We start from the raw sequence: 19197 nt of genomic DNA, 5'->3' as shown, positions 1-19197 counted from the left end.
TCGCCAACTCACACATGACCTAGCGGCGGCCATAGGAGCTATGGGGTTACAGACGGGCGAGTTTGGAAAGCCCGAGTTGGTTGAAATGTCAGCGCGCGAGGCTGAGAAAATCTTCCAGGGATATGCGAAGGCCAAGCCGAGTAAGGAGGACGCTTACGCGGCGGCTCGGGCCTTTCTACGCGGACAGAAGCTGGATGCCTGGCAGAAAGATTTGGTGGCCTCCGCCGTTGCTGAGCCGATTCAGGAAATGTCGGGCGTCACGGTTCTTGGGTCCAGGCGGCTTTTGGAGTTGCTAGGCTCATACGAGGCCGAGGCTAAGCGTGGCGATCTCTGGCGGCTTACTTGGCACGGATTGCTGTATTCCTACTTTAATTATGTCCCGAGCCTTGCCAGGGACGAAAGCACGCAGGCGGGTTGGGAGGCGTTGAGGGCGTTCTTGGAGCGCACCTGGCCGTTGATTGACCAGCAGGTCGGTCGGGAGCTCGTGCCGGACTGGATAGGAATACTTCGCAAGGAGCATGAAGTGTTGACGGCGGCGCCTGTCGAGAAATACTCACGCGCCTACTTGCGAGGTGAAACAGAGGTCACGGATCGTCTGGCTGCGGATCTCGGGATTCCTCCCTCGAGTTGGTTCTGGCACGCGCTGGTACTTGACACGGTGGAGCGTGCTACGGACGACACTGATGCGGAGTTTCGGGGATTACTTCCACGGCTTCTCAACCTCATCCAGGGTAAGCCTGGCTTTCGAGATGAAGCCTTGGAAGCGATTCTTATTCGATACCACGCGTGTAAGGGATCTCCTCAAGATGAGCAGCTTCGCGATTACGTTTGTCAGTCAACAGTCTGGAAGAACCCAAAGCTCAAGGCAGCCGGGATTGCCACTGCCTGGAACCGAGTGCCAGACACCGTGTGGGAAATGGTACTGGGTTGGGTGAACAAACAAAACCTCGAGGACTTTTTCGGTATCCTCGCTGCTCGCAACAACGCCGATGAAGGCCGCCTGGACTTCTGGTCGAAGTATCTCACGCAAGTCACCTGGACCAGACTGGTGTTCGGGCGTGACACCATGATACTCAAACGGGAAAATCCCAATATCAGAGACTTGATTGCTCGCGAGGAGGGCGCCTATGCTCAACTCACAGGCAAGCCTGAGGTAGACGCATTCATGATGCGGATAGGCTCTTATCTCTTTATTGAATTCAGCAAAAAGCCTAATGCTTGCTACGTCTACCAATCTGACCAACTGCCTTTCGAGCCGTATCTCAGGCACTATGACGGTGGGACTTCGGATCTTGCTGCCGGCTACAACACCAACTGCGCACTGCGCATCGTTCACCGGGAGGGCTGGGCCTCCAGAGCCGAAGCTGATTTGCGCCGTCTTGGGATAAGCCCAGATCGACCGGATGTTCGGCGTGCCGTGTCTACTGGCGCAGCAACCGCATCGACAATGAGAGGTCGAAATGCCGACACTGGCGTGACTGTGTTCCGCAAAGAGGCGTCGGCCAGCGATTCTGATGTCCCGTCTTTGCGGGCCCTTCTTTCGCGGTTTCCTGGAGCGCTCATGGATGACTTGCGTAAAGCCGACGGTGGCGGGCGATTGTGGATTAAGGATCCGGATCAGAGAGTCGCGCTCGCCTCAAGACTGGAGGAGCGTGGATTCAAGTGGGCGAACAGCCGCCAAGCCTGGTACTACGTGGAGCGCTGATGGGTCTATTCGAATTTTTCAAGCGGCCCGCAGGACCCAAGTCTGATGAGCCGTCGCTCAAAATAGCGTGGATCAACGACGGGATTCGCATCGAGTTCATGGGTGAACTGATGGAGGCGTCACCGGAGGGGCTTCTAGCAGCTATCCATGAAGCGGGCGCAGAGGACTCAGTACTTGGCGCATATCTCGCACAGCTGGCCACGGAGAATCGCTGTCGCCTAGATCGCAAAGGTGTGACTATTCCTTGGCGCGACCTATACAAGCTACAGGGCTCGACTGAGCATGTCGGGGCGATAAATCTATTAGGCCTGCCCACGCAGGGGCCACTGCGTCCAGTTCTCGACAGCACGGGAACGCTTTCAGGCGGTGACTTTGAATTAGCGGTCGTTGCGTGGACTGATGGTAACCAGCGAGTGCAGCTAGAGCGGCTGGATGGTGCGGTAGCCACTGTGGCGGGGAAGCCGCAACTGCTGTCAGCCGCAGCATGGGAAACTGTCTCGGAACTGTCAGCCTTCCGTGCTCGTGGCGACGGTGAGAGGACACAGCACGCCCAGGAGTTGGCTTGGGGAAGAATTCGGCGCATCGCCGACCGAGCAGGTGCTCTTTATGCGAGTCCCTACCTTGAAACGACGCTGGTCTTGACCCCGGATGCCCTACGCTTACCCCTAGCAAAAGAGGAAACACCATTCGGGCGAGTCTTGACAGTTTCACCGACGTTTGAAGGGGCTCCAAGTGGTTGGTTGAATGCATTCGATGGGTTCAATTCGGTCCAACCACATTACGACCTGACCCGGGGTTCCGGCCGGGTTCGGGTGGTTATCTCCGACCCTGTGCGCAAGGTTCTCTCGGCCATCAAGCGGGAGATGCCCAGCCGCCGTGTGGCAGGAGCCAAGGCGGAGAAGCTCATTCATAACCCCTTTGCGTTCCTCGGGGATGTGGCGCATGACGTTCTGAGGGAAGACGAATTTGAGGCAGACCGGGCGGAGGCTGGCTCTGTTGCTGCCGTCTTCAGCATCGTTAGCCGCATGGATCATGGTCGCATCAACACAATCGACCTCTCGGTCACTGAGCATTACGGTGATGGTTCGGCACAAACTCACCGTAAGGCATTCAAAACGCAGGAGGAACTGGATGCCTTCCTTGCGGCACTTCGTAGCGCGTTGGAACAGGACCGTGAGCAGTTTCCCTGGGATGAGTATGATTTGACAGTCGATGCTGAATCCACCATACAGCTTGAACGAGGACTACAGTTGGCGCACCTTTGGCGAACCCAGCCGGCGGAGCGTATTGAATTCGACGACATATACGAACTCGACGGCTACAGTGGCCGCATTGAAGGAATCGGTGCTGCCAAACCCATCTATGTGCCGGTCTTTCAGAAGGAGAAGAAGGAAGGCGAAGATGACGATGGTTGGCTGCCTTCAGACCTTACGCCGATGGTGAAGGTTATTCTGCAAGGGCATGAGGGGCAGGTGCTCATTCCTTTGACCAAGGAGTGGGTCGATCAGTTTGATGCGCAGGTGGCAGATGCGGAGCAGCGAAGCATTACAGAGGTCCAGAGCGATAGTTTGCCAACTTCTATAACGACGCAACACGCCCGCACGTTGGTTGATGGATTCAAAAGTATGCTTGGCGCTCAGAGCCAAGTCCGAAGTGATGGTTTGTCACAACAGCGGAAGCAAAAAGGCGCGCGGCAAACACTTCTGGTGAAGATGAATTTTCATGGGGTGGACTACCTTGAGGAACGCAGGGCGTCACTTGCGTTGTCTGCCGACTGGCAGGCAGAAATCCCACGGTGCCAGCGTCCGGGTATTGAGCTCAAGAAGCATCAGCGTTACGGCATCGCTTGGTTTCAGCATTTGGTTTCCAGAGGGGTAACAGAGTGTCGAGGTGCCTTGCTCGCTGACGATATGGGCCTTGGCAAGACGCTTCAGCTACTGTCTGTACTGGCGTGGTACTACGAAGGCAACCCCAACGCCTCACCTTCCATCATCTTTGCGCCGAAGAGTCTTCTGGAGAACTGGGTTAACGAGTCGCATAAATTCTTTAATGATTCCTTTCCTGAGATGCTTGTCCTTTATGGCGACGAGCTAATGGATCGCAAGCAGCCTCTTGGACTCATAGACAGTCAGCTTCGAGACAAAGGAATCGTCGATCTGCTTAAGCCAAGTTGGGTTGGAACTGCGAAGGTTATTGTGACGACCTACGAGATGCTGACGTCTTACGAGTTCTCGCTTGCCAAACAACCGTTCGCCTTCCTCATATGCGACGAAGCGCAGCGCATCAAGACCCCTGGTACGTTGGTTACCTTGGCTGCTAAGAAGCTGAAAGCAGACTTCCGTATTGCGTGTACGGGAACACCGGTGGAGAACTCACTGGCCGATCTGTGGTGCTTGTTTGATTTGGTGCAACCGGGCTTGTTGGGCGGACTGGAAGGGTTCGGCAAAACCTATCGCCGGCCTATCGAGTGCGAAACAGAAGAACAGAAGGAGGCTCTTCAGCGCTTGCAGGCTGCGATTATCCCCCAGACTCTGCGCCGTACGAAGGTGGACATCGCGGATGAACTTCCTAAGAAGTACTTTGCTGTCAAGAAAGTAGCTCAGGCGGCACTCGAGTTTAAGCTGTTGCCTGGCGATGATGAGCGGCTAGAGATACCGCTCGCTGAGCATCAACGTGTTCTCTACAAGGGTGGCCTGAAAAAGTTGCAGGACGCCATGAGTGAGTCTGATGGGCGTAAACGAGCGCGACTCTCGTTTGGCGCGCTTCATCTGATGAAGGCAGTCTGTGCAGAACCATATTGTTTACCGGGAGCCAAGTTTCTCGTGGACAAGGCCGGGTGGGATACGCATTTGGCAAACTCGCCAAAGCTCAGTTGGCTACTGAATAGGCTTGCAGAGGTCAAAGCTGTAGGTGAGAAAGCTATCGTGTTTACGGAGATCCGTGAAGTGCAGGCGGCGCTGCACTACTTTCTCAAGGAAAGCTTCGGCCTTCGGCCCTACATTATCAACGGTGATTCGCAGGGACGTCAGAGCTACATTGACAAGTTCTCGGCTAAGCCTGGTTTCGACGTTATCATTTTGTCGACCCTCGCCGCCGGTGCCGGCTTGAACGTTACTGCAGCGAATCACGTTTTTCACTTCACGCGTGCCTGGAACCCCTCTAAGGAGACACAGGCGACGGATCGGGCATTTCGTATTGGCCAGGAGCGCGACGTATATGTGTACTGCCCAACGGTAGTGGCAGACGACTTCTCCACTTTCGAGATTCGCCTCGATCAGCTATTGAAGCGCAAAGCTGGCCTCGCCGGAGCGACATTGGATGATGGAGGACTGACGTCGATGCTGAATGGGGCAGGTAAGGATGCCACTTTTAGGGATCTCGTTGATGATGGTGGTGTTGGCGATGATGTTCCGAAGCGATACCTCACTATGGATGACGTCGACCGGATGGATGGGGAGGCGTTCGAGGTATTTTGCTGCCTCATGTGGAGCAAGCGAGGATTTCAAGCATCGGTCACGCAAAAGCGTGGTGGTGATGGCGGAATTGACGTCGTGGCTCTTAAGGGGCAAGATGGCGAGCTTCTTCAATGTAAGAGTTCAAAGTCGGCCAAAATTGGATGGGATGCCATCAAAGAGGTTACGGCAGGCGCAGCGTGCTACCAGTCGCAATATCGTGACACGCGCTTTCGCAGGTTGGCGGTCACGAATCAACGATTCACTCCTAGTGCTTGCGGGCAGGCCGTTGCCAATCAGGTTGAGCTGATTGATCGGCCCCGTTTGGAGGAGCTATTGGGTGGCCACCCTATTACAAACTATGACTTTGATGAGGCACTGCGGGAGTAAATGTTGGTTTCCGTCGAGGTTCCTGCCGGAGGTTCAAGTCCTCTCGCCCCGACCGTAATTTCCATCTTGGAATGTCATTGCTGGCCGTTAGACGTGAGCTTCCACCGCATGGACTTCCAGGCCCACCCCTAGTCGCTGACGCATGGCGCCGAAAATTGCTGCTAAATTGTCCATGTTTGGGTTGCCCTTTGAGGAGAGCATTCGGTGCAAGCTCTTGCTGGGCTTGTCTGTGATTTCCGCTAGTTGTTCGAAACCGAACGTTGCGTTGACCGGGTCGCGCAGAATAAGGCGTGCGGTTTCAGTTTCACCGTTCAGAAATAGTGTGGCCGCTTCGTCCAGAAGCACCTTGGCAAAGGCCGGGTCGCGTTCGACGCGTTCGACCACGGTGTGTTTGAAATTGCGGGTTAGCGTCATGGGATTACTTCTTGGGTTTATCTTCCGCGATGGGCGTACTTATTTCGGCCTGCGCGGCTTTGCCAGAAGCTCAGACCATCCTATTACCTCGCGCGACGTATCTGGCGGTTCGGGATCGGAAAACTTTGCCTCTTCGATCGCGGAGCTTAATCCTCTAAATTGTGGCGCCGGTCTGGAGCTGCGCAGCGACTCCATCCCGTCATTCCAAGCATGCACCATTTGCTTGGCTACGTTATGCCATTGCGGTTCGTTTTTAGCGGCATCGATTACTTCACGCCCGACTTCCACGGCCGATTCGCATAAACGCTCAACCATGCTGGCATACTCTCGCGGGCTTATGCCAAGCCTGGCATTAAAAAACCGTTCGAGCGTTTTACCCACCGCCCATGTTTTACGTCCATCAATAGATAAGCCAGGCGTATTTGACGCATAGCGAGGATACGCCTGTGTCGTCACGATATCGTAAACAGGCGTAAACGCCACGTTGGTACGCGATGTGTAATAGAGGGCTATGTTTTTCGCGTGGCAGTCCGCATTACGGACAACATAATTGCTTAACAAGAGCCAGCCAAATTGCGCGAGCTGCGCCCGAGACTCAGAAGCAGGCAAATAAGGTCGCGTGGCCTTAAGCACCTTTTCTGTCGTTGGGCTGTATTTTTCATGGGGCGGCAAGCCGAGCAATCCGCAGGCATCCTCCAACCCATAGACTGGAAGGCCGTTTTCATTGACATCGAAGCGCTCGACTACCAGCACCCGCCCATCCGCCGACATCTGTGTGTTGGCAACGTTAGCCACCTTCAAACGCTCCAGCACCCGCATGGAATAAAACTCGTTGAACCCGAGGAATGGCGTGTTGTTGTCGGATCCCTTGATAATATGGTGACTGGTATGCAGCGTCGATTTGCCCAAAGCTGCAATAGCTTCGCTTTGCGAAGGACGTTCTGGAGCAATAAACTTGGGAACGGCACCCGAAATCGCCGCGCGCGCATACTTATGCACAAGTGTGGTAAAGCGATCTGCCGCATTTTCTCCAGTAAGAATCTCATCAAGCTGAAAAGGCTCCAGTTCTGTCCCCGGAGCAACCCCTTCGGGGGTAACTGTAACCCGACCTATTCCCATTCCGCCGATAATCGCCAGTAGCGACAAATCGGTTCCGTCCAGTAAAGGGCCGAACTCCTCTCGGATCACATTTAGTAAATAACCTTCTGGCAAGTTCTGCCGAAAAAAGGGATGTAGATCTCGTGGCCACCTCCATGCCTCTTCGCGAACCGGCATGGTGAGGCTGACGAAATCGTCCGCTGATGCGTCAGGGAGGTATTTCAAAACATATTCGTCTCGCTCACGGTACAGTTGCGCGACAATCTTGCCTAGAACCTGCACATCAAGCTTCATGGTGCGACATCATCTTGGCGCTGCTCAGCCAAAATATCATCAAGAGTCCGGGTATGGCCGTGTTTCACCGCTTTCAGGTCGTAACCCGCAGCTTCTAATAGGCGCACTAGCGCAGAAACGCTCATATCGCCTTTGGCCAGCGTTTCCATGCGTGCAACGGTCGTACGGGCCACGCCGGCATGCTTGGCCAGATTGCTCTGCGTTAGCGCCGCGTCGCGGCGGGCTTCCTTCAACATTGCGGCGATGTCAGCAAGAGTTGTCACAAAAGTAGCCCTAAAGCATCAAAGATTGGCAAATTACATATTAATGTAGCCTATAAGATACTAATCAGTAAAGCTATTTGTAGCTCTTGAGGATCATAATTGATCAAATTTATAATTTAGTACCTTCAGTGCTACAAAATTGATGAGTCACTATTTTTATGAGTTCAGTTGTAAGGCATTATTGAAGATGGTCCGCCAGCCTTTATAACCTGCTGTCAGAATGCGCCGTCTTTGGGCTTTCGCACGAGCAAGCTAAAGCGCAGATCGAGGCCATGCTGCAGGCGGCACCTAGACTCGATATGCTCGATTAAAATAGAGCATATCCACCGCTAAAGATCAATGATCAAAATGCAGCCGGAGATAGGAATATTTGCCCTGTGCCCCGCTGCTCAGGCGATCTGCCAGCCGCTTTAGCAACACGCCGGACACATTGGCCAGCGTGCGCTCCAGCTCCGCTTCGAAAGCATCGTCGTCGACGTCGAGCAAGCTGGCGGCCGATGTGGCGTGTTGCGTGGTGAGGACGAGCGCGGAACCGTGATGCAGCAATTCGATATCCAGGTTGAATTCGTCGAAGCTGCCGCGAACCTCCAACAGGCGCCGGCCGTCGCCCGCGGCCTGGATGGCCTCGGCCCCTTCAAGTGCCGCCTGTGCAGCGCGCGACACGACATCGCGGCGCGCGCTCCAGTTGGCGCCGTGCCCTTCGACGAAATCCACCACTTGTTGTGCGAGCGTCGGCTGGCCGGCTTTTGACTCGAGCGTCTGCCGGGCCGATTGCGATATGCCCAGGCGAAATACCAGATTCAATGCGATGGCCGTGAGGCCGCCGACGATGATGCCGTTGCTTGCCATGAACCGGATGGGCTCGGGCGCAAGTTGCGCCATTTCAGGCAGGAACATGACGCCCAGGCCGGCAACGAAAGACAGGCCGACAATGAAGATGCCTCGGGAGTCCATGGCTCGCGATGCGATAAGCTCAATACCCGACACAATCAGATAAGCCGCTGCATACAATTCGACGGCCCCGATGACCGGCGTGGGAATCAGGATCAGGGCGAGCGTGACTTGCGGCAGGAATGCGATGCAGGCCAACATTGCGGCTGCAAGCAGTCCTACCCAGCGCGACGTCGAGCGGCTGATGTGGTTCAGGGCAATATTGGTCGAAGACACGCCGCCTGGATAGCCGCCCATCCAGGCGGCCAGAAAGTTGCTCAGGGCATTGGCGCGGATGCCGCCGCTCACCATGCGCATATTGGGTCGGCGCCAGTCGGCGTCGTTCATCTTGTGCATCAATACGACGCAGGCGAAGGTATCCAGCTCGGTCATTAACGCCAGTACCCCGACCGCACCCAATACGCCCGGGTCGACGTTGAAGACGGGTGTCGGCAGGCGGGGCAGCCCGAAAATGGGCGCGGCCTGTAGTTGTTCCAGACCATGCAGCGTGCCCAGCGCAGCCGCCAGTGCAACGCCGGTCGCAATCCCGATCAGCAACGCGAACAGCTTGATGCGATGGTTTCCCCAAACCGACAAGGTGACGATTACCGCCAGGGTGACGCCTCCGATCAGGGCATTGGTCCCGTCCATGGTGCCCGTGCCGCTCATGCTGCTGGTGTGGATCAGGGCGGGCTTGATCAGGGACAAGCCGGCAATGCAAACGACTACGCCGGCGACTATAGGCGGCAATAAGGCTCGCAAGCGGGGAACGATAGAGCTGGCTGCCAGCCCTACGGCGCCGTTCACCAGGCCGAGCATGACCAGACCGCCAAGGCCGTATTTACCCAGCACCATACCCGCAATCCCGACATGCAGCGGCGAGGGAATTTGCACCAGCAACGTGCCCGATCCCAGGCGGCCACCCCACGACTGTAGGCACGTAGCCAGGGCCATGCCAAGAACAGTTGCCGTGATCATGCGCCGTGTGGATTCGGCGTCCAGGCCACCTATGCTGGCCGAAGCCAGAACGTAGGCAATAAGAGCGAGCGCGGTGGCGGCATGCTGGAGCGCCAGTGTAGACAGGGTAAAGCGGGGTGGTTTTTCATTCGACGCGTACACCAGGTTGCGGGGGCGCTTGAATGGGGGTGTGGGGGGTAGCGCTATTCTTCTAGGGAAAATGGCCATGTAGTTTCTGCTGATGTGCGGTTTCCCATGCGAAGCGCAGGATTTGCTGCCTATTATATTGTTCTGGGACCGATTTCATGCGATTACGACCAATGAAATCATGCCTTTTCGACTTAGCGGTTTCCCTTAGAGAATGGCACCTTGTTCATCGATACTGCCAACCGCTATTCTGGAGGCAACTCATTGCAAGTGGCGCAACTTCATTATGGCCCGTCGAAAGGTTATTTATGTGCAAAACACAAAGGCTGGGCTTGCGTCGACCGACGGCGTAGAATAAAAATCCCGTAGGGGGGTCGTTATGAACAAACACGCTAAAGTTGTTTTTCTGACGATGTTCGCAATGGTGTTTTTTGCGGCGAATTCGCTGCTTTGCCGCATGGCGCTGACGCAGACAGTGATAGATCCGGCCAGTTTTACACTCGTTCGGATCGTGTCTGGAGCCTTGGCGTTGTGGCTGATTATTCATTTCCGCGGTGCGGCGTTGCGTCGTCACGGAAACTGGGTCTCGGCGGGCTCATTATTTCTTTATTGCGCCTCATTTTCGCTTGCCTATTTGGCGCTTACGGCCGGGACGGGTGCGTTGATTCTGTTCGGCACGGTGCAGATCACCATGATCAGCCATGGTTTGTGGTCCGGAGAGCGTCCGTCAGTGCGGCAGATCGTTGGCCTTACGGTTGCCTTTGGCGGGCTGTGCTGGCTGGTTCTGCCAGGTTTGTCCGCGCCTCCGTTAAGGGGCTCGCTGCTGATGATGGTGGCAGGAGTTGCTTGGGGGGTGTATTCAATCCTCGGTAAAGGCTCGGCTGATCCGATTCTTGCAACGGCCGGGAATTTTCTGCGAGCCGTCCCGTTCGCGGTAGGTTTTGGTTTTCTTGCCTTCCCATGGCTGTCGCTGGATGCCGCTGGGGTCTTGTATGGCGTCACATCGGGCGTGATTACTTCTGGCCTGGGGTATGCCGTTTGGTACACCGCACTGGGTGGGCTAAGCTCGACCCAGGCGGCGACGGCCCAGCTGACCGTGCCGGCCATTGCGGCAAGCGGCGGCGCGATGATTCTGGCCGAACCCATCACTTGGCATCTGATTGTGTCATCCGTCGCAATACTCGGCGGCGCTGCCGTGGTTATTTTGGACAGGCGGCGCCAGCCTGGGTAGGAACAGGCAATGAAGTGTTTCGCTGTGTTTCACGCCAGTGAACGAAACCTGGGCAGCATAGTCTTACCGGAAAGCCTTTGCGTATTCCGTGTGTGTCATTCCTTGGTTTTGGAGCCAGATAAAAATGAATGCTATGTGCTTGTCGAAAACCGTAAGCACCACGTGGCCCGCGCTGCTGAGTGTCGTATGGCGCAAGCTGACGTCTGTGGCGTCGGTCTGCGCCTGTTTGCTGGCAGCCTTCGCGTTTGCAACAGTGCCCGCCCGCGCGGCCGTGCTGCTAAGCCCTCCTCAACTCGAGCAATTGGTGGCCCCCGTGGCCTTGTATCCGGATTCTCTGCTGTCGCAGGTGCTGATGGCGTCAACGTATCCGCTGGAAGTGGTCGAGGCTGCGCGTTGGCGGGCTACGCAGCCCAGGTCCATGTCCGATTCGCAATTGTCGGCGGCTTTGTATAACGAACCCTGGGACCCCAGCGTCAAGTCTCTGGCTGCGTTTCCCGATGTATTGCGCATGATGAGCGACAAGATCGACTGGACCGAGCAATTGGGCGATGCCTTTCTGGGCCAGCAGCCGGATGTGATGGACGCGGTGCAACGTTTGCGTGCCCGTGCCCGCGCGGCCGGAAACTTGCGCACGAGTCCGCAGCAAACGGTGCTGGTCAGCGATGACAGTACCCCCATTATTCAGATCGTTCCTGTTCAACCCGATATTGTCTATGTACCTATCTACAATCCGCTGGTGGTGTATGGCCCCTGGATGTATCCCGCGTATAGGCCTTTTTACTGGTATCCCCCGGCGTATTCTCCGGCTCCGGGTGTGTTCTTCTCCTTTGGCGTGGGCCTGGTGGTGGGGCCGGCCTTGTGGGGCCATGTAGATTGGCATCGGCGCGACGTAAATATCAATGTCATTCGTTACAACAGGTTCAACAATACCCACATTACCAATAACAGGTGGATCCATAATGCGGATCACCGGCGTGGGGTGGATTATCGCGGCCCGGCCCAGGCCGAGCGTTTTCAGCGTGGCGATCAGTCCGGGGCGCGTTCAGCCGTGCGCGAACAGTACCGCAATACCGCGAATACGCAGCGTCAGCAGCTTAACGATCCGGCGCATAGGCAGGCGGCTGAACGCGCTGTTTCCGGTGGGCAAACCCAGGCAGGCCCGCAGCGTGGCGCGCCCAACTCGGGGCCGGGTCGAGGCGATATGCGTCGGGACGATGCGGCAGGCCGGCCCAATGCCGTCGCGCCGCAACAGGTAGCGCCGCGGTCATTGAATACGGCGCCGCGTGAATCACAGCAACAGCGCGTTGTCCCGCATGCCGGGCCGCAGGAACGGGCGGCAATGCCTCGCCCGCAAGCACCTCAGCAGCGTGACTCCATGCCTCGCCAGCAAGCGCCTCAACAGCGTGACTCCATGCCTCGCCAGCAAGCGCCTCAACAGCGTGACTCCATGCCTCGTCAGCAAGCGCCTCAACAACGCGTCGTGCCACGCGAACAAGCGCCCCGACAGCCTGCCGCCGAGCGCCCGCAAGTGCAGCAGCAGCGGGCTGTCCCGCATGCCGGGCCGCAGGAACGGGCGGCAATGCCCCGGCCTCAAGCACCTCAGCAGCGTGAAGCCAATCCCCGCCGGTCTGGCGGCGATCGGCCTTCGGGCGGCGATAAAGGGCGTCGTGGGGAGTCCGGCAATTAGGTGGTGCACAGCCGGGTTTATGCCAATGCGCCTGGAAAGTAGGTCTTGGTCAATAGAATCACGGCGACCAGGGCCGTGAGAATTGAAAATGTGATCTGCAGTAGTTGCGCCGGCACGTGGGCCGCCGTCAGGCGGCCCAATATCATCCCCAGGATGGCGGCGGCCACGAATATCTGGCCGGTTCTGGATATGTGAGCGCCTGCAAGCAATATGCCGATGACGGTACTGATGGATATCAATGCGATAACCATCAGCGAGGTGGCCACGATGCTGTGCATCTCGATATCGGTATAACGTTTGAAGGCGGGCACGATAATGAACCCGCCGCCTACGCCCAGCATGCCTGCAAATAAACCCGTGGCGGCGCCGATGCCGGCCAGTGTGATCGCGCAGCGCCGCGTCCAGAGCAGCTTGCCGGTGGAGGGATTGAGCATGCAGTTTTTCTCATCCGACGTGCCTGCAAGGGCGGCGCCCCGGGCCTGCCGGGCCTTTAGCATCATGCGATAGGCGACCAGAAACATGGTCATGCCAAAGAGCGTCATCAGAATCGTTTCGGGAATGATGTGGGCCAGCCTGACGCCCAGGTGTGAAACCAGCGAGCCCAAAACCGCCATGAGCAAGGCGGCTCTGTAGCGGACGATTTTCTTCGCAAGTCCATCCATGGCGCCAACCATGGCGGCAGCGCCAACGGCCAGCAGCGCCACCGGAGTGGCTGCCGTCATGCTGAATCCCAACCCCACGACCAGTGCCGGTACGGCGAGGATGCCGCCCCCAGCCCCCGTCAGGCCCAGGACCAGGCCGATGAGTGCGCCTAAAAAAGTTACCAGCAGCATCTCATTCTCCGTACAAATGGCAGCCATAAGGGCTGCCGCTACAAAAACATGCCCGTGAATCATGTAGCGGCAGCGCTTGTGGCTGCCATAAACGTGTCGTAAATGTAGTGGCAGCCCTTATGACTGCCGAAACGTGAACAGCCAGGACGGCCTCTACAAATGGACGGTGTGCAGGCTGGATCATAAATTTGACGTTTCTGAACAAGAAGAAAGCGGCCTTTAGCGTTACTGGCAATACATGGATTGGCCGTATTATAATTATTTTTGGTTATGTATATATACTTTATTGATATATAAGATTTGTTGCAAAAGAATAGTCAAGACGGGGGGCTGCGGCCTTGCGCAGATTGACCTGCTGCCTCAAGATGGGCATACCTTTCATGCCTTACTTTTAATGAGGTGTTTTATGTTTGCATCGACTCGTGCCTTACTGATTGCCACTGCTTTAAGCGGTTTCATCGCAGCCCCTGTTTTTGCGGCCACGCCTGCGGCATCCGCCGCTCCCACGGCTAAAACGGCTCAACAAGAACGTATGACCACATGCAACAAAGACGCCGCAGGGAAAAAGGGCGATGAACGCAAGACGTTCATGAGCTCATGCCTCAAAGGCGAGAAAGCCGAACCCGAGAAAAAGCTGACGTCCTCGCAAGAACGCATGAAAACATGCAATGCCGACGCCTCGGCCAAGGCATTGAAGGGCGATGCCCGCAAAACATATATGAGCACTTGCCTGAAGGCCAAATAGTTTTATAGCGCTACAGGATCATGAAATAGAAAATGGCAGCCACAAGGGCTGCCGCTACATGAGTCACCGTCACGTTTTTAACTTACTGGCACGTTTTTGTAGCGGCAGCCCTTGTGGCTGCCATTTTTCGCTCAAATTCTGTGATCGCACAAACTCCGCAATCCCCCGAATCCCACAATCACCCCGAATTGCGCAACCCCGCTGCGATTCCGTTAATGGTCATGTGGATGGCGCGCTGGCTGCTGCTTTCTTCGCCGGCTTGACGTGTGGCCGGGCGCTGGGCGCGATGACGTCGCAATAGTTCCACTTGCAGGTGATTGAGCGGATCGATGTAGGCAAACCGTTCGCCCAGCGACACGCGCAGCGGCAGGTTGTCGTCCAGTAGTTCGCGTTGCGTTACTTGCTTGAACATGGCCAGGGTCAGGGCGTGTTCCTGTTCGATGCGGCCAAACACGTGTTCGCGCAGCGATTTGTCCGGCACCAGTTTTGAATAACGTTTGGCGATGGCCAGATCGGTTTTGGCCAGGACCATTTCCGTATTGGACAACAGAGTGTAGAAGAAGGGCCAGTCGCGTGCCATGCTGCGCAATTGGTCCAGGCGTTCGCTGCGATGAACAGGGCAGCCAGGCCCGCCTTGTTCCAGGTAAGACTGCATGGCCGTGCCCAAACCGAACCAGCCGGTCAGCATCAGCCGGCATTGCGCCCATGAGAATCCCCACGGTATGGCGCGCAGGTCTTCGATGCGCTGGCTGGGCTTGCGCGCGGCCGGCCGCGAACCGATGTTGAGGCCGGCAATTTCCAGTATCGGCGTCGAGGCAAAGAAATAGTCGGCGAAGCCCGGAGTCTGGTACACAAGTTCCCGGTAGGTTTTTTGTGCCGTGGCCGACATCAGGTTCAGCACGGCACCGTAGCGAGCCATATTTTCGTCTTCGGTTTGAGACGCCGGCTGGTGCGGAGTCAGGCTGGCTTCAAGGGTGGCGGCCGTCAGCAGCTCCAGATGCCAGCGTCCGACTTCCGTATCCTTGTATTTGCTTTGTATGACTTCGCCTTGTTCGGTCAGGCGAATCTGGCCGTTGACAGTGCCCGGCGGTTGCGCCAGTATGGCGTCAAAGCTCGAGCCGCCCCCGCGTCCGACCGAGCCGCCGCGGCCGTGAAACAGGCGCAGGCGCGTCTTGTGTTTTTTGAACACTTCGACCAATTGGCGCTCGGCGTGATAGAGCGTCCAGTTCGAGGTCAGGAAGCCGCCATCCTTGTTGCTGTCGGAGTAGCCCAGCATGACTTCCTGGATTCCGCCGTGGGTGCGGCGTATGCGTGTTGCGACTTCGGGCAGGTCCAGCCAGGCGGCCATGATTTCGGGCCCGCGTTCCAGATCGGGAATCGTCTCAAACAGCGGCACCACCATCAAACCCTGGTCGGCCTGCGCAGAGGCGTGGCCTGAAGGGGGGACGATGAGCCCCGTCTCTTGCTGCAGCACCAGTATCTCAAGCAGATCGCTCAGGGTTTCGGTGTGGGACACAATGGCTTGTTGTATGGCTTGCTGGCCATAGCGTTGGCGCCCTGCGGCCGCTGCGCGAAGTATCGCAAGTTCTTTTTCGGTTTCGGCGGAATAGTTGATCCATGGCGAGACGAGCGGCCGGGTTTCCAGGATTTCGCGGCGCAGCAGCGCGATGCGATCTTCTTCCGAAAGCGTTGCGTAATCCACCGCCTGGCCGTTTACGCACGCACCGGCCGCTTTGAACAGCTCGGTCAGCACGCGCTCGTGCACGTCGGAACTTTGACGCAGGTCGATGGTGGCCAAATGAAAGCCGAACACGCTGACAGCCTGGATCAGGCTATTGAGGTGCAGCAGGCCGACCAGGCCGCTATGGTGGCCGGCGAGCGAGTCGGCGATGGTTTGCAGGTCGGCCTGGAACTCGGCTGCGACGCGGTAGGCGGGCGCCGGGTAGGTGGGGTGCAAGGCCAGCGGGCGGTCTGTCAGTGCTTGGGCCGTGGCGGCAAGCCGCGCGTACAGGTGAATGCAGGCGCGGCGATAAGGCTCGTCGGCACGGTGCGGTGAAGAATCCTGGCTGGCGGCGGCAAGAGCAAGCATCTCCGGGCTGACGGTGCCAAGTGTTTGGGAAATCGAAAGCTCGGTGCCAAGATCTTTGACTTCTTGCAGGTAGTGCTGCAGCACGGCGCCTGCCTGGCGCAACAACGCTTGTTCCAGCGTAGCCGCATTGACGTTGGGGTTGCCGTCGCGGTCCCCGCCTATCCAGCTGCCCATGCGCAGAAAAGGGGGCAGGGGCGTTGCACCGACCTGGAAGATCGAGTGCCCGGGGCGTTGCAGCCATTGGGCGAGATCCTGGTACAGCCGTGGGATGGCCTTGAAAAACGTGCTTTGATAAAAGCCCAGGGCATTATCGATTTCATCGTGCACGGTCAGTTTTTGCCGGCGCAATAAGCGGGTTTGCCAGAGCGTTTCGACCAGGCCGGTAAGCCGCTGCTGCAGCCATTCTTCCTCGGCCGATGTCAGCGTGGTATCGCGATGGCTTAGTTGAGTGGCGATTTCACGATGCACGTCCAGTGTGCTTTTACGCTGCACTTCCGTGGGGTGCGCGGTCAGCACCGCCACAATGCAGGCGTCCTCCAGATAGCGCCGGATCTTCCGGCTGCCCACGCCTTTGTCTTTCAGGAACTCGATGGCGTGCTGCAGGCTGCCGCGCTGCGGCTTTGTTTCGGTCAGGGCATAGCGCCTCTGGCGCCGGTTCTGGTCGCGATCTTCGGCAATATTGGAGAGATGCAAAAAATAGGTGAATGCGCGGATGACCGAGGTGGCTTCCTGATCGTCCAGGCCCTTGATCTGTTTCTCGAGCAGTTCGCTGTCTTTGATCTTGCCTTCGCGCCTGAAGGCTACGGCTGCGCGGCGCAGCCGCTCGATGGTGTTGTATATCGCTTTGCCTTCGCATTCCCTGATGACTTCGCCCAGTGTTTTCCCCAGCAAGCGGATATCGTTGCGCAAATGGGAGGATAGTTCGGCGGGACGAGGGGCGGGCACGTTCACGGGGGTTCCTTGGCGAAAATAGGCACAGCGCTCACTATACGATACCAATAGGTTTTTGTAGCGGCACCCCTTGTGGGTGCCAATTTCGATAAACGGAGTGCAGGTTATTGCGTATATGGCACCCACAAGGGGTGCCGCTACAAATACGTGCCCGTGAATCATGTAGTGGCGGCCCTTGTGGCTGTCAAATCGGCGGTAAACTGCAATGCGGCGTATAGCCGCCTGAAATACCGTGCACGAGCCTGAATTCATCTAGAGAGGAAAGTAATGAGTACAAGTAAACGCCTGCGTTCGGCAAACATCACGCAGGGCAAGGCGCGGGCGCCGAACCGTTCCATGTATTACGCCTTGGGTTACAAGGAAGAAGACTTCGATAAACCCATGGTGGGCATTGCGAACGGTCAAAGCACTATTACGCCTTGCAACAGCGGCTTGCAGCCGTTGGCCGACGCAGCGGCGGTGGCCATTAAAGAGGCTGGCGGCAATCCGCAGATGTTCGGCACGCCGACGATTTCCGACGGCATGGCCATGGGCACCGAGGGCATGAAGTATTCGCTCATCTCGCGCGAGGTCATCGCCGATTGCGTGGAAACCTGTGTACAGGGCCAGTGGATGGACGGCGTGCTGGTTATTGGCGGCTGCGACAAGAATATGCCCGGCGGCATGATGGGCATGCTGCGCGCCAACGTACCGTCCATTTATGTCTATGGCGGAACGATCCTGGCGGGTCACTACAACAATCAGGATTTGAATATCGTCAGCGTGTTTGAAGCCGTGGGTGAAAACTCGGCCGGCCGCATGTCGGACCATGACCTGAAGCAAATCGAATTGCATGCCATTCCATGCAGTGGTTCGTGTGGCGGCATGTATACGGCCAACACCATGAGCTCGGCTTTCGAAGCCCTGGGTATGAGCCTGCCGTATTCGTCCACCATGGCCAATGTGCATAAAGAAAAGCTGGATTCCGCGGCCGAGTCGGCGCGTGTCCTGGTCCAGGCGATCAAGCAGGACATCAAGCCGCGCGATGTGGTGACCCGTGCTTCCATCGAAAACGCAGTCAGTGTCGTGATGGCCACCGGCGGCTCTACCAATGCGGTGCTGCACATTCTGGCCATCGCGCACGCCGCCGATGTGGAGTGGACGATTGACGATTTCGAGCGTGTGCGTCAGCGCGTGCCTGTCATCTGCGACCTGAAGCCCAGCGGCCATTATCTGGTGGTCGATTTCCACAAGGCCGGCGGCGTGCCCCAGGTCATGAAGCTGCTGCTCAATGCCGGCCTGCTCAATGGCGATTGCATCACCATCACGGGCAAGACCATTGCGGAAACGTTGAAAGATATTCCCGATGCCCCGCCGGCTGGCCAGGACGTGATACGCACCATAGACCACGCGCTTTATCCGCAGGGTCATCTGGCCATACTCAAAGGCAATCTTGCTCCGGAGGGGGCGGTGGCCAAGATCACCGGCCTGAAGAACCCCGTCATGACCGGACCTGCCAAGGTCTTTGAAGATGAACAGTCCGGCCTTAAAGCCATCCTGGATGGCAAGGTCAAGGCCGGCGATGTGATGGTGTTGCGCTATCTGGGTCCCAAAGGCGGTCCGGGCATGCCGGAAATGCTGGCGCCTACTGGCGCCCTGGTGGGGGCGGGGCTGGGCGACTCGGTGGGCTTGATTACCGATGGCCGGTTCTCGGGGGGCACCTGGGGCATGGTCGTGGGTCACGTATCGCCCGAAGCGGCGGTGGGCGGTTGCATTGCCCTGGTGCAGGAAGGCGACTCCATCACCATCGACTCGCGTCATCATTTGCTGCAGTTGAATGTACCTGATGAAGAGCTTGCGCGCCGTCGCGCTGCCTGGCGGGCGCCCGCTCCGCGCTATACCCGCGGTGTGCAGGCGAAGTTTGCGTTCAATTGTTCAAACGCCAGTACTGGGGCAGTGCTGGATAATTTTTAAGGTAGCAGCAGCCCTTGTGGCTGCCGTTTTCCAAAAGGTAGATCATCTTATTGCAGAA

12 protein-coding genes are annotated in these 19197 nt (G+C 57.2%); 6 read left to right on the top strand and 6 right to left on the bottom strand.

Features of this window, described 5'->3' with window-relative positions; translation table 11 throughout:
* Positions 1-40 precede the first annotated feature (40 nt).
* Together EDC26_RS01955 and EDC26_RS01950 are read left to right on the top strand one after the other, a co-directional pair.
* Complete coding sequence (locus tag EDC26_RS01955; RefSeq protein ID WP_132579561.1) at positions 41-1705, top strand: EH signature domain-containing protein; 1665 nt, start codon at positions 41-43, stop codon at positions 1703-1705.
* Complete coding sequence (locus EDC26_RS01950) at positions 1705-5547, top strand: SNF2-related protein (RefSeq protein ID WP_132579560.1); 3843 nt, start codon at positions 1705-1707, stop codon at positions 5545-5547. Before EDC26_RS01955 ends, EDC26_RS01950 begins: the two co-directional genes overlap by 1 nt.
* Before the next feature lie 87 nt (positions 5548-5634).
* On the opposite strand, the gene EDC26_RS01945 is transcribed toward EDC26_RS01950, so the two are convergent.
* The 4 genes from EDC26_RS01945 to EDC26_RS01930 all read right to left on the bottom strand — a co-directional run bounded on the left by EDC26_RS01945 (position 5635) and on the right by EDC26_RS01930 (position 9731).
* Entirely contained in the window at positions 5635-5961 is a 327-nt protein-coding gene (locus EDC26_RS01945; protein ID WP_132579559.1) for a helix-turn-helix domain-containing transcriptional regulator, read from the bottom strand.
* Between the two features lie 39 nt (positions 5962-6000).
* Positions 6001-7353 carry a type II toxin-antitoxin system HipA family toxin gene (locus tag EDC26_RS01940; RefSeq protein WP_132579558.1) on the bottom strand — a complete coding sequence of 451 codons (1353 nt, stop codon included), beginning with the start codon at positions 7351-7353 and terminating at the stop codon, positions 6001-6003.
* Positions 7350-7616, bottom strand: coding sequence for a helix-turn-helix transcriptional regulator (locus EDC26_RS01935; protein ID WP_132579557.1), 267 nt, complete (start codon positions 7614-7616; stop codon positions 7350-7352). The genes EDC26_RS01940 and EDC26_RS01935 overlap by 4 nt, the downstream gene beginning before the upstream one ends.
* Positions 7617-7952: 336 nt before the next feature.
* The gene (locus EDC26_RS01930; RefSeq protein WP_132579556.1) at positions 7953-9731 is read right to left on the bottom strand and encodes a uracil-xanthine permease family protein; all 1779 of its coding nucleotides are present in this window, start codon (positions 9729-9731) and stop codon (positions 7953-7955) included.
* Positions 9732-10029: 298 nt separating this feature from the next.
* Between EDC26_RS01930 and EDC26_RS01925 the strand changes: the two genes are divergently transcribed.
* Both EDC26_RS01925 and EDC26_RS01920 read left to right on the top strand, forming a co-directional pair.
* Complete coding sequence (locus EDC26_RS01925) at positions 10030-10881, top strand: DMT family transporter (RefSeq protein WP_132579555.1); 852 nt, start codon at positions 10030-10032, stop codon at positions 10879-10881.
* 124 nt (positions 10882-11005) lie between these two features.
* Entirely contained in the window at positions 11006-12568 is a 1563-nt protein-coding gene (locus EDC26_RS01920; RefSeq protein WP_132579554.1) for a DUF3300 domain-containing protein, read from the top strand.
* A 17-nt stretch (positions 12569-12585) separates the two neighbouring features.
* On the opposite strand, the gene EDC26_RS01915 is transcribed toward EDC26_RS01920, so the two are convergent.
* Positions 12586-13401 (bottom strand): sulfite exporter TauE/SafE family protein, encoded by an 816-nt coding sequence (locus tag EDC26_RS01915; protein ID WP_132579553.1) that lies wholly within the window; start codon positions 13399-13401, stop codon positions 12586-12588.
* A 406-nt stretch (positions 13402-13807) separates the two neighbouring features.
* Between EDC26_RS01915 and EDC26_RS01910 the strand changes: the two genes are divergently transcribed.
* The gene (locus tag EDC26_RS01910) at positions 13808-14146 is read left to right on the top strand and encodes a PsiF family protein (RefSeq protein WP_132579552.1); all 339 of its coding nucleotides are present in this window, start codon (positions 13808-13810) and stop codon (positions 14144-14146) included.
* 178 nt (positions 14147-14324) lie between these two features.
* Here EDC26_RS01910 and ppc read toward each other — a convergent pair whose 3' ends face one another.
* Positions 14325-17180 carry a phosphoenolpyruvate carboxylase gene (gene ppc / locus EDC26_RS01905; RefSeq protein ID WP_165930878.1) on the bottom strand — a complete coding sequence of 952 codons (2856 nt, stop codon included), beginning with the start codon at positions 17178-17180 and terminating at the stop codon, positions 14325-14327.
* A 273-nt stretch (positions 17181-17453) separates the two neighbouring features.
* Between ppc and ilvD the strand changes: the two genes are divergently transcribed.
* The gene (ilvD, locus tag EDC26_RS01900; protein ID WP_132579550.1) at positions 17454-19139 is read left to right on the top strand and encodes a dihydroxy-acid dehydratase; all 1686 of its coding nucleotides are present in this window, start codon (positions 17454-17456) and stop codon (positions 19137-19139) included.
* Positions 19140-19197 lie beyond the last annotated feature (58 nt).

Source organism: Paralcaligenes ureilyticus (genome assembly GCF_004346225.1).
In the GTDB taxonomy this organism is placed as follows: Bacteria; Pseudomonadota; Gammaproteobacteria; order Burkholderiales; family Burkholderiaceae_B; genus Paralcaligenes; species Paralcaligenes ureilyticus.
This window is presented reverse-complemented; position numbering and strand designations above follow the sequence as displayed.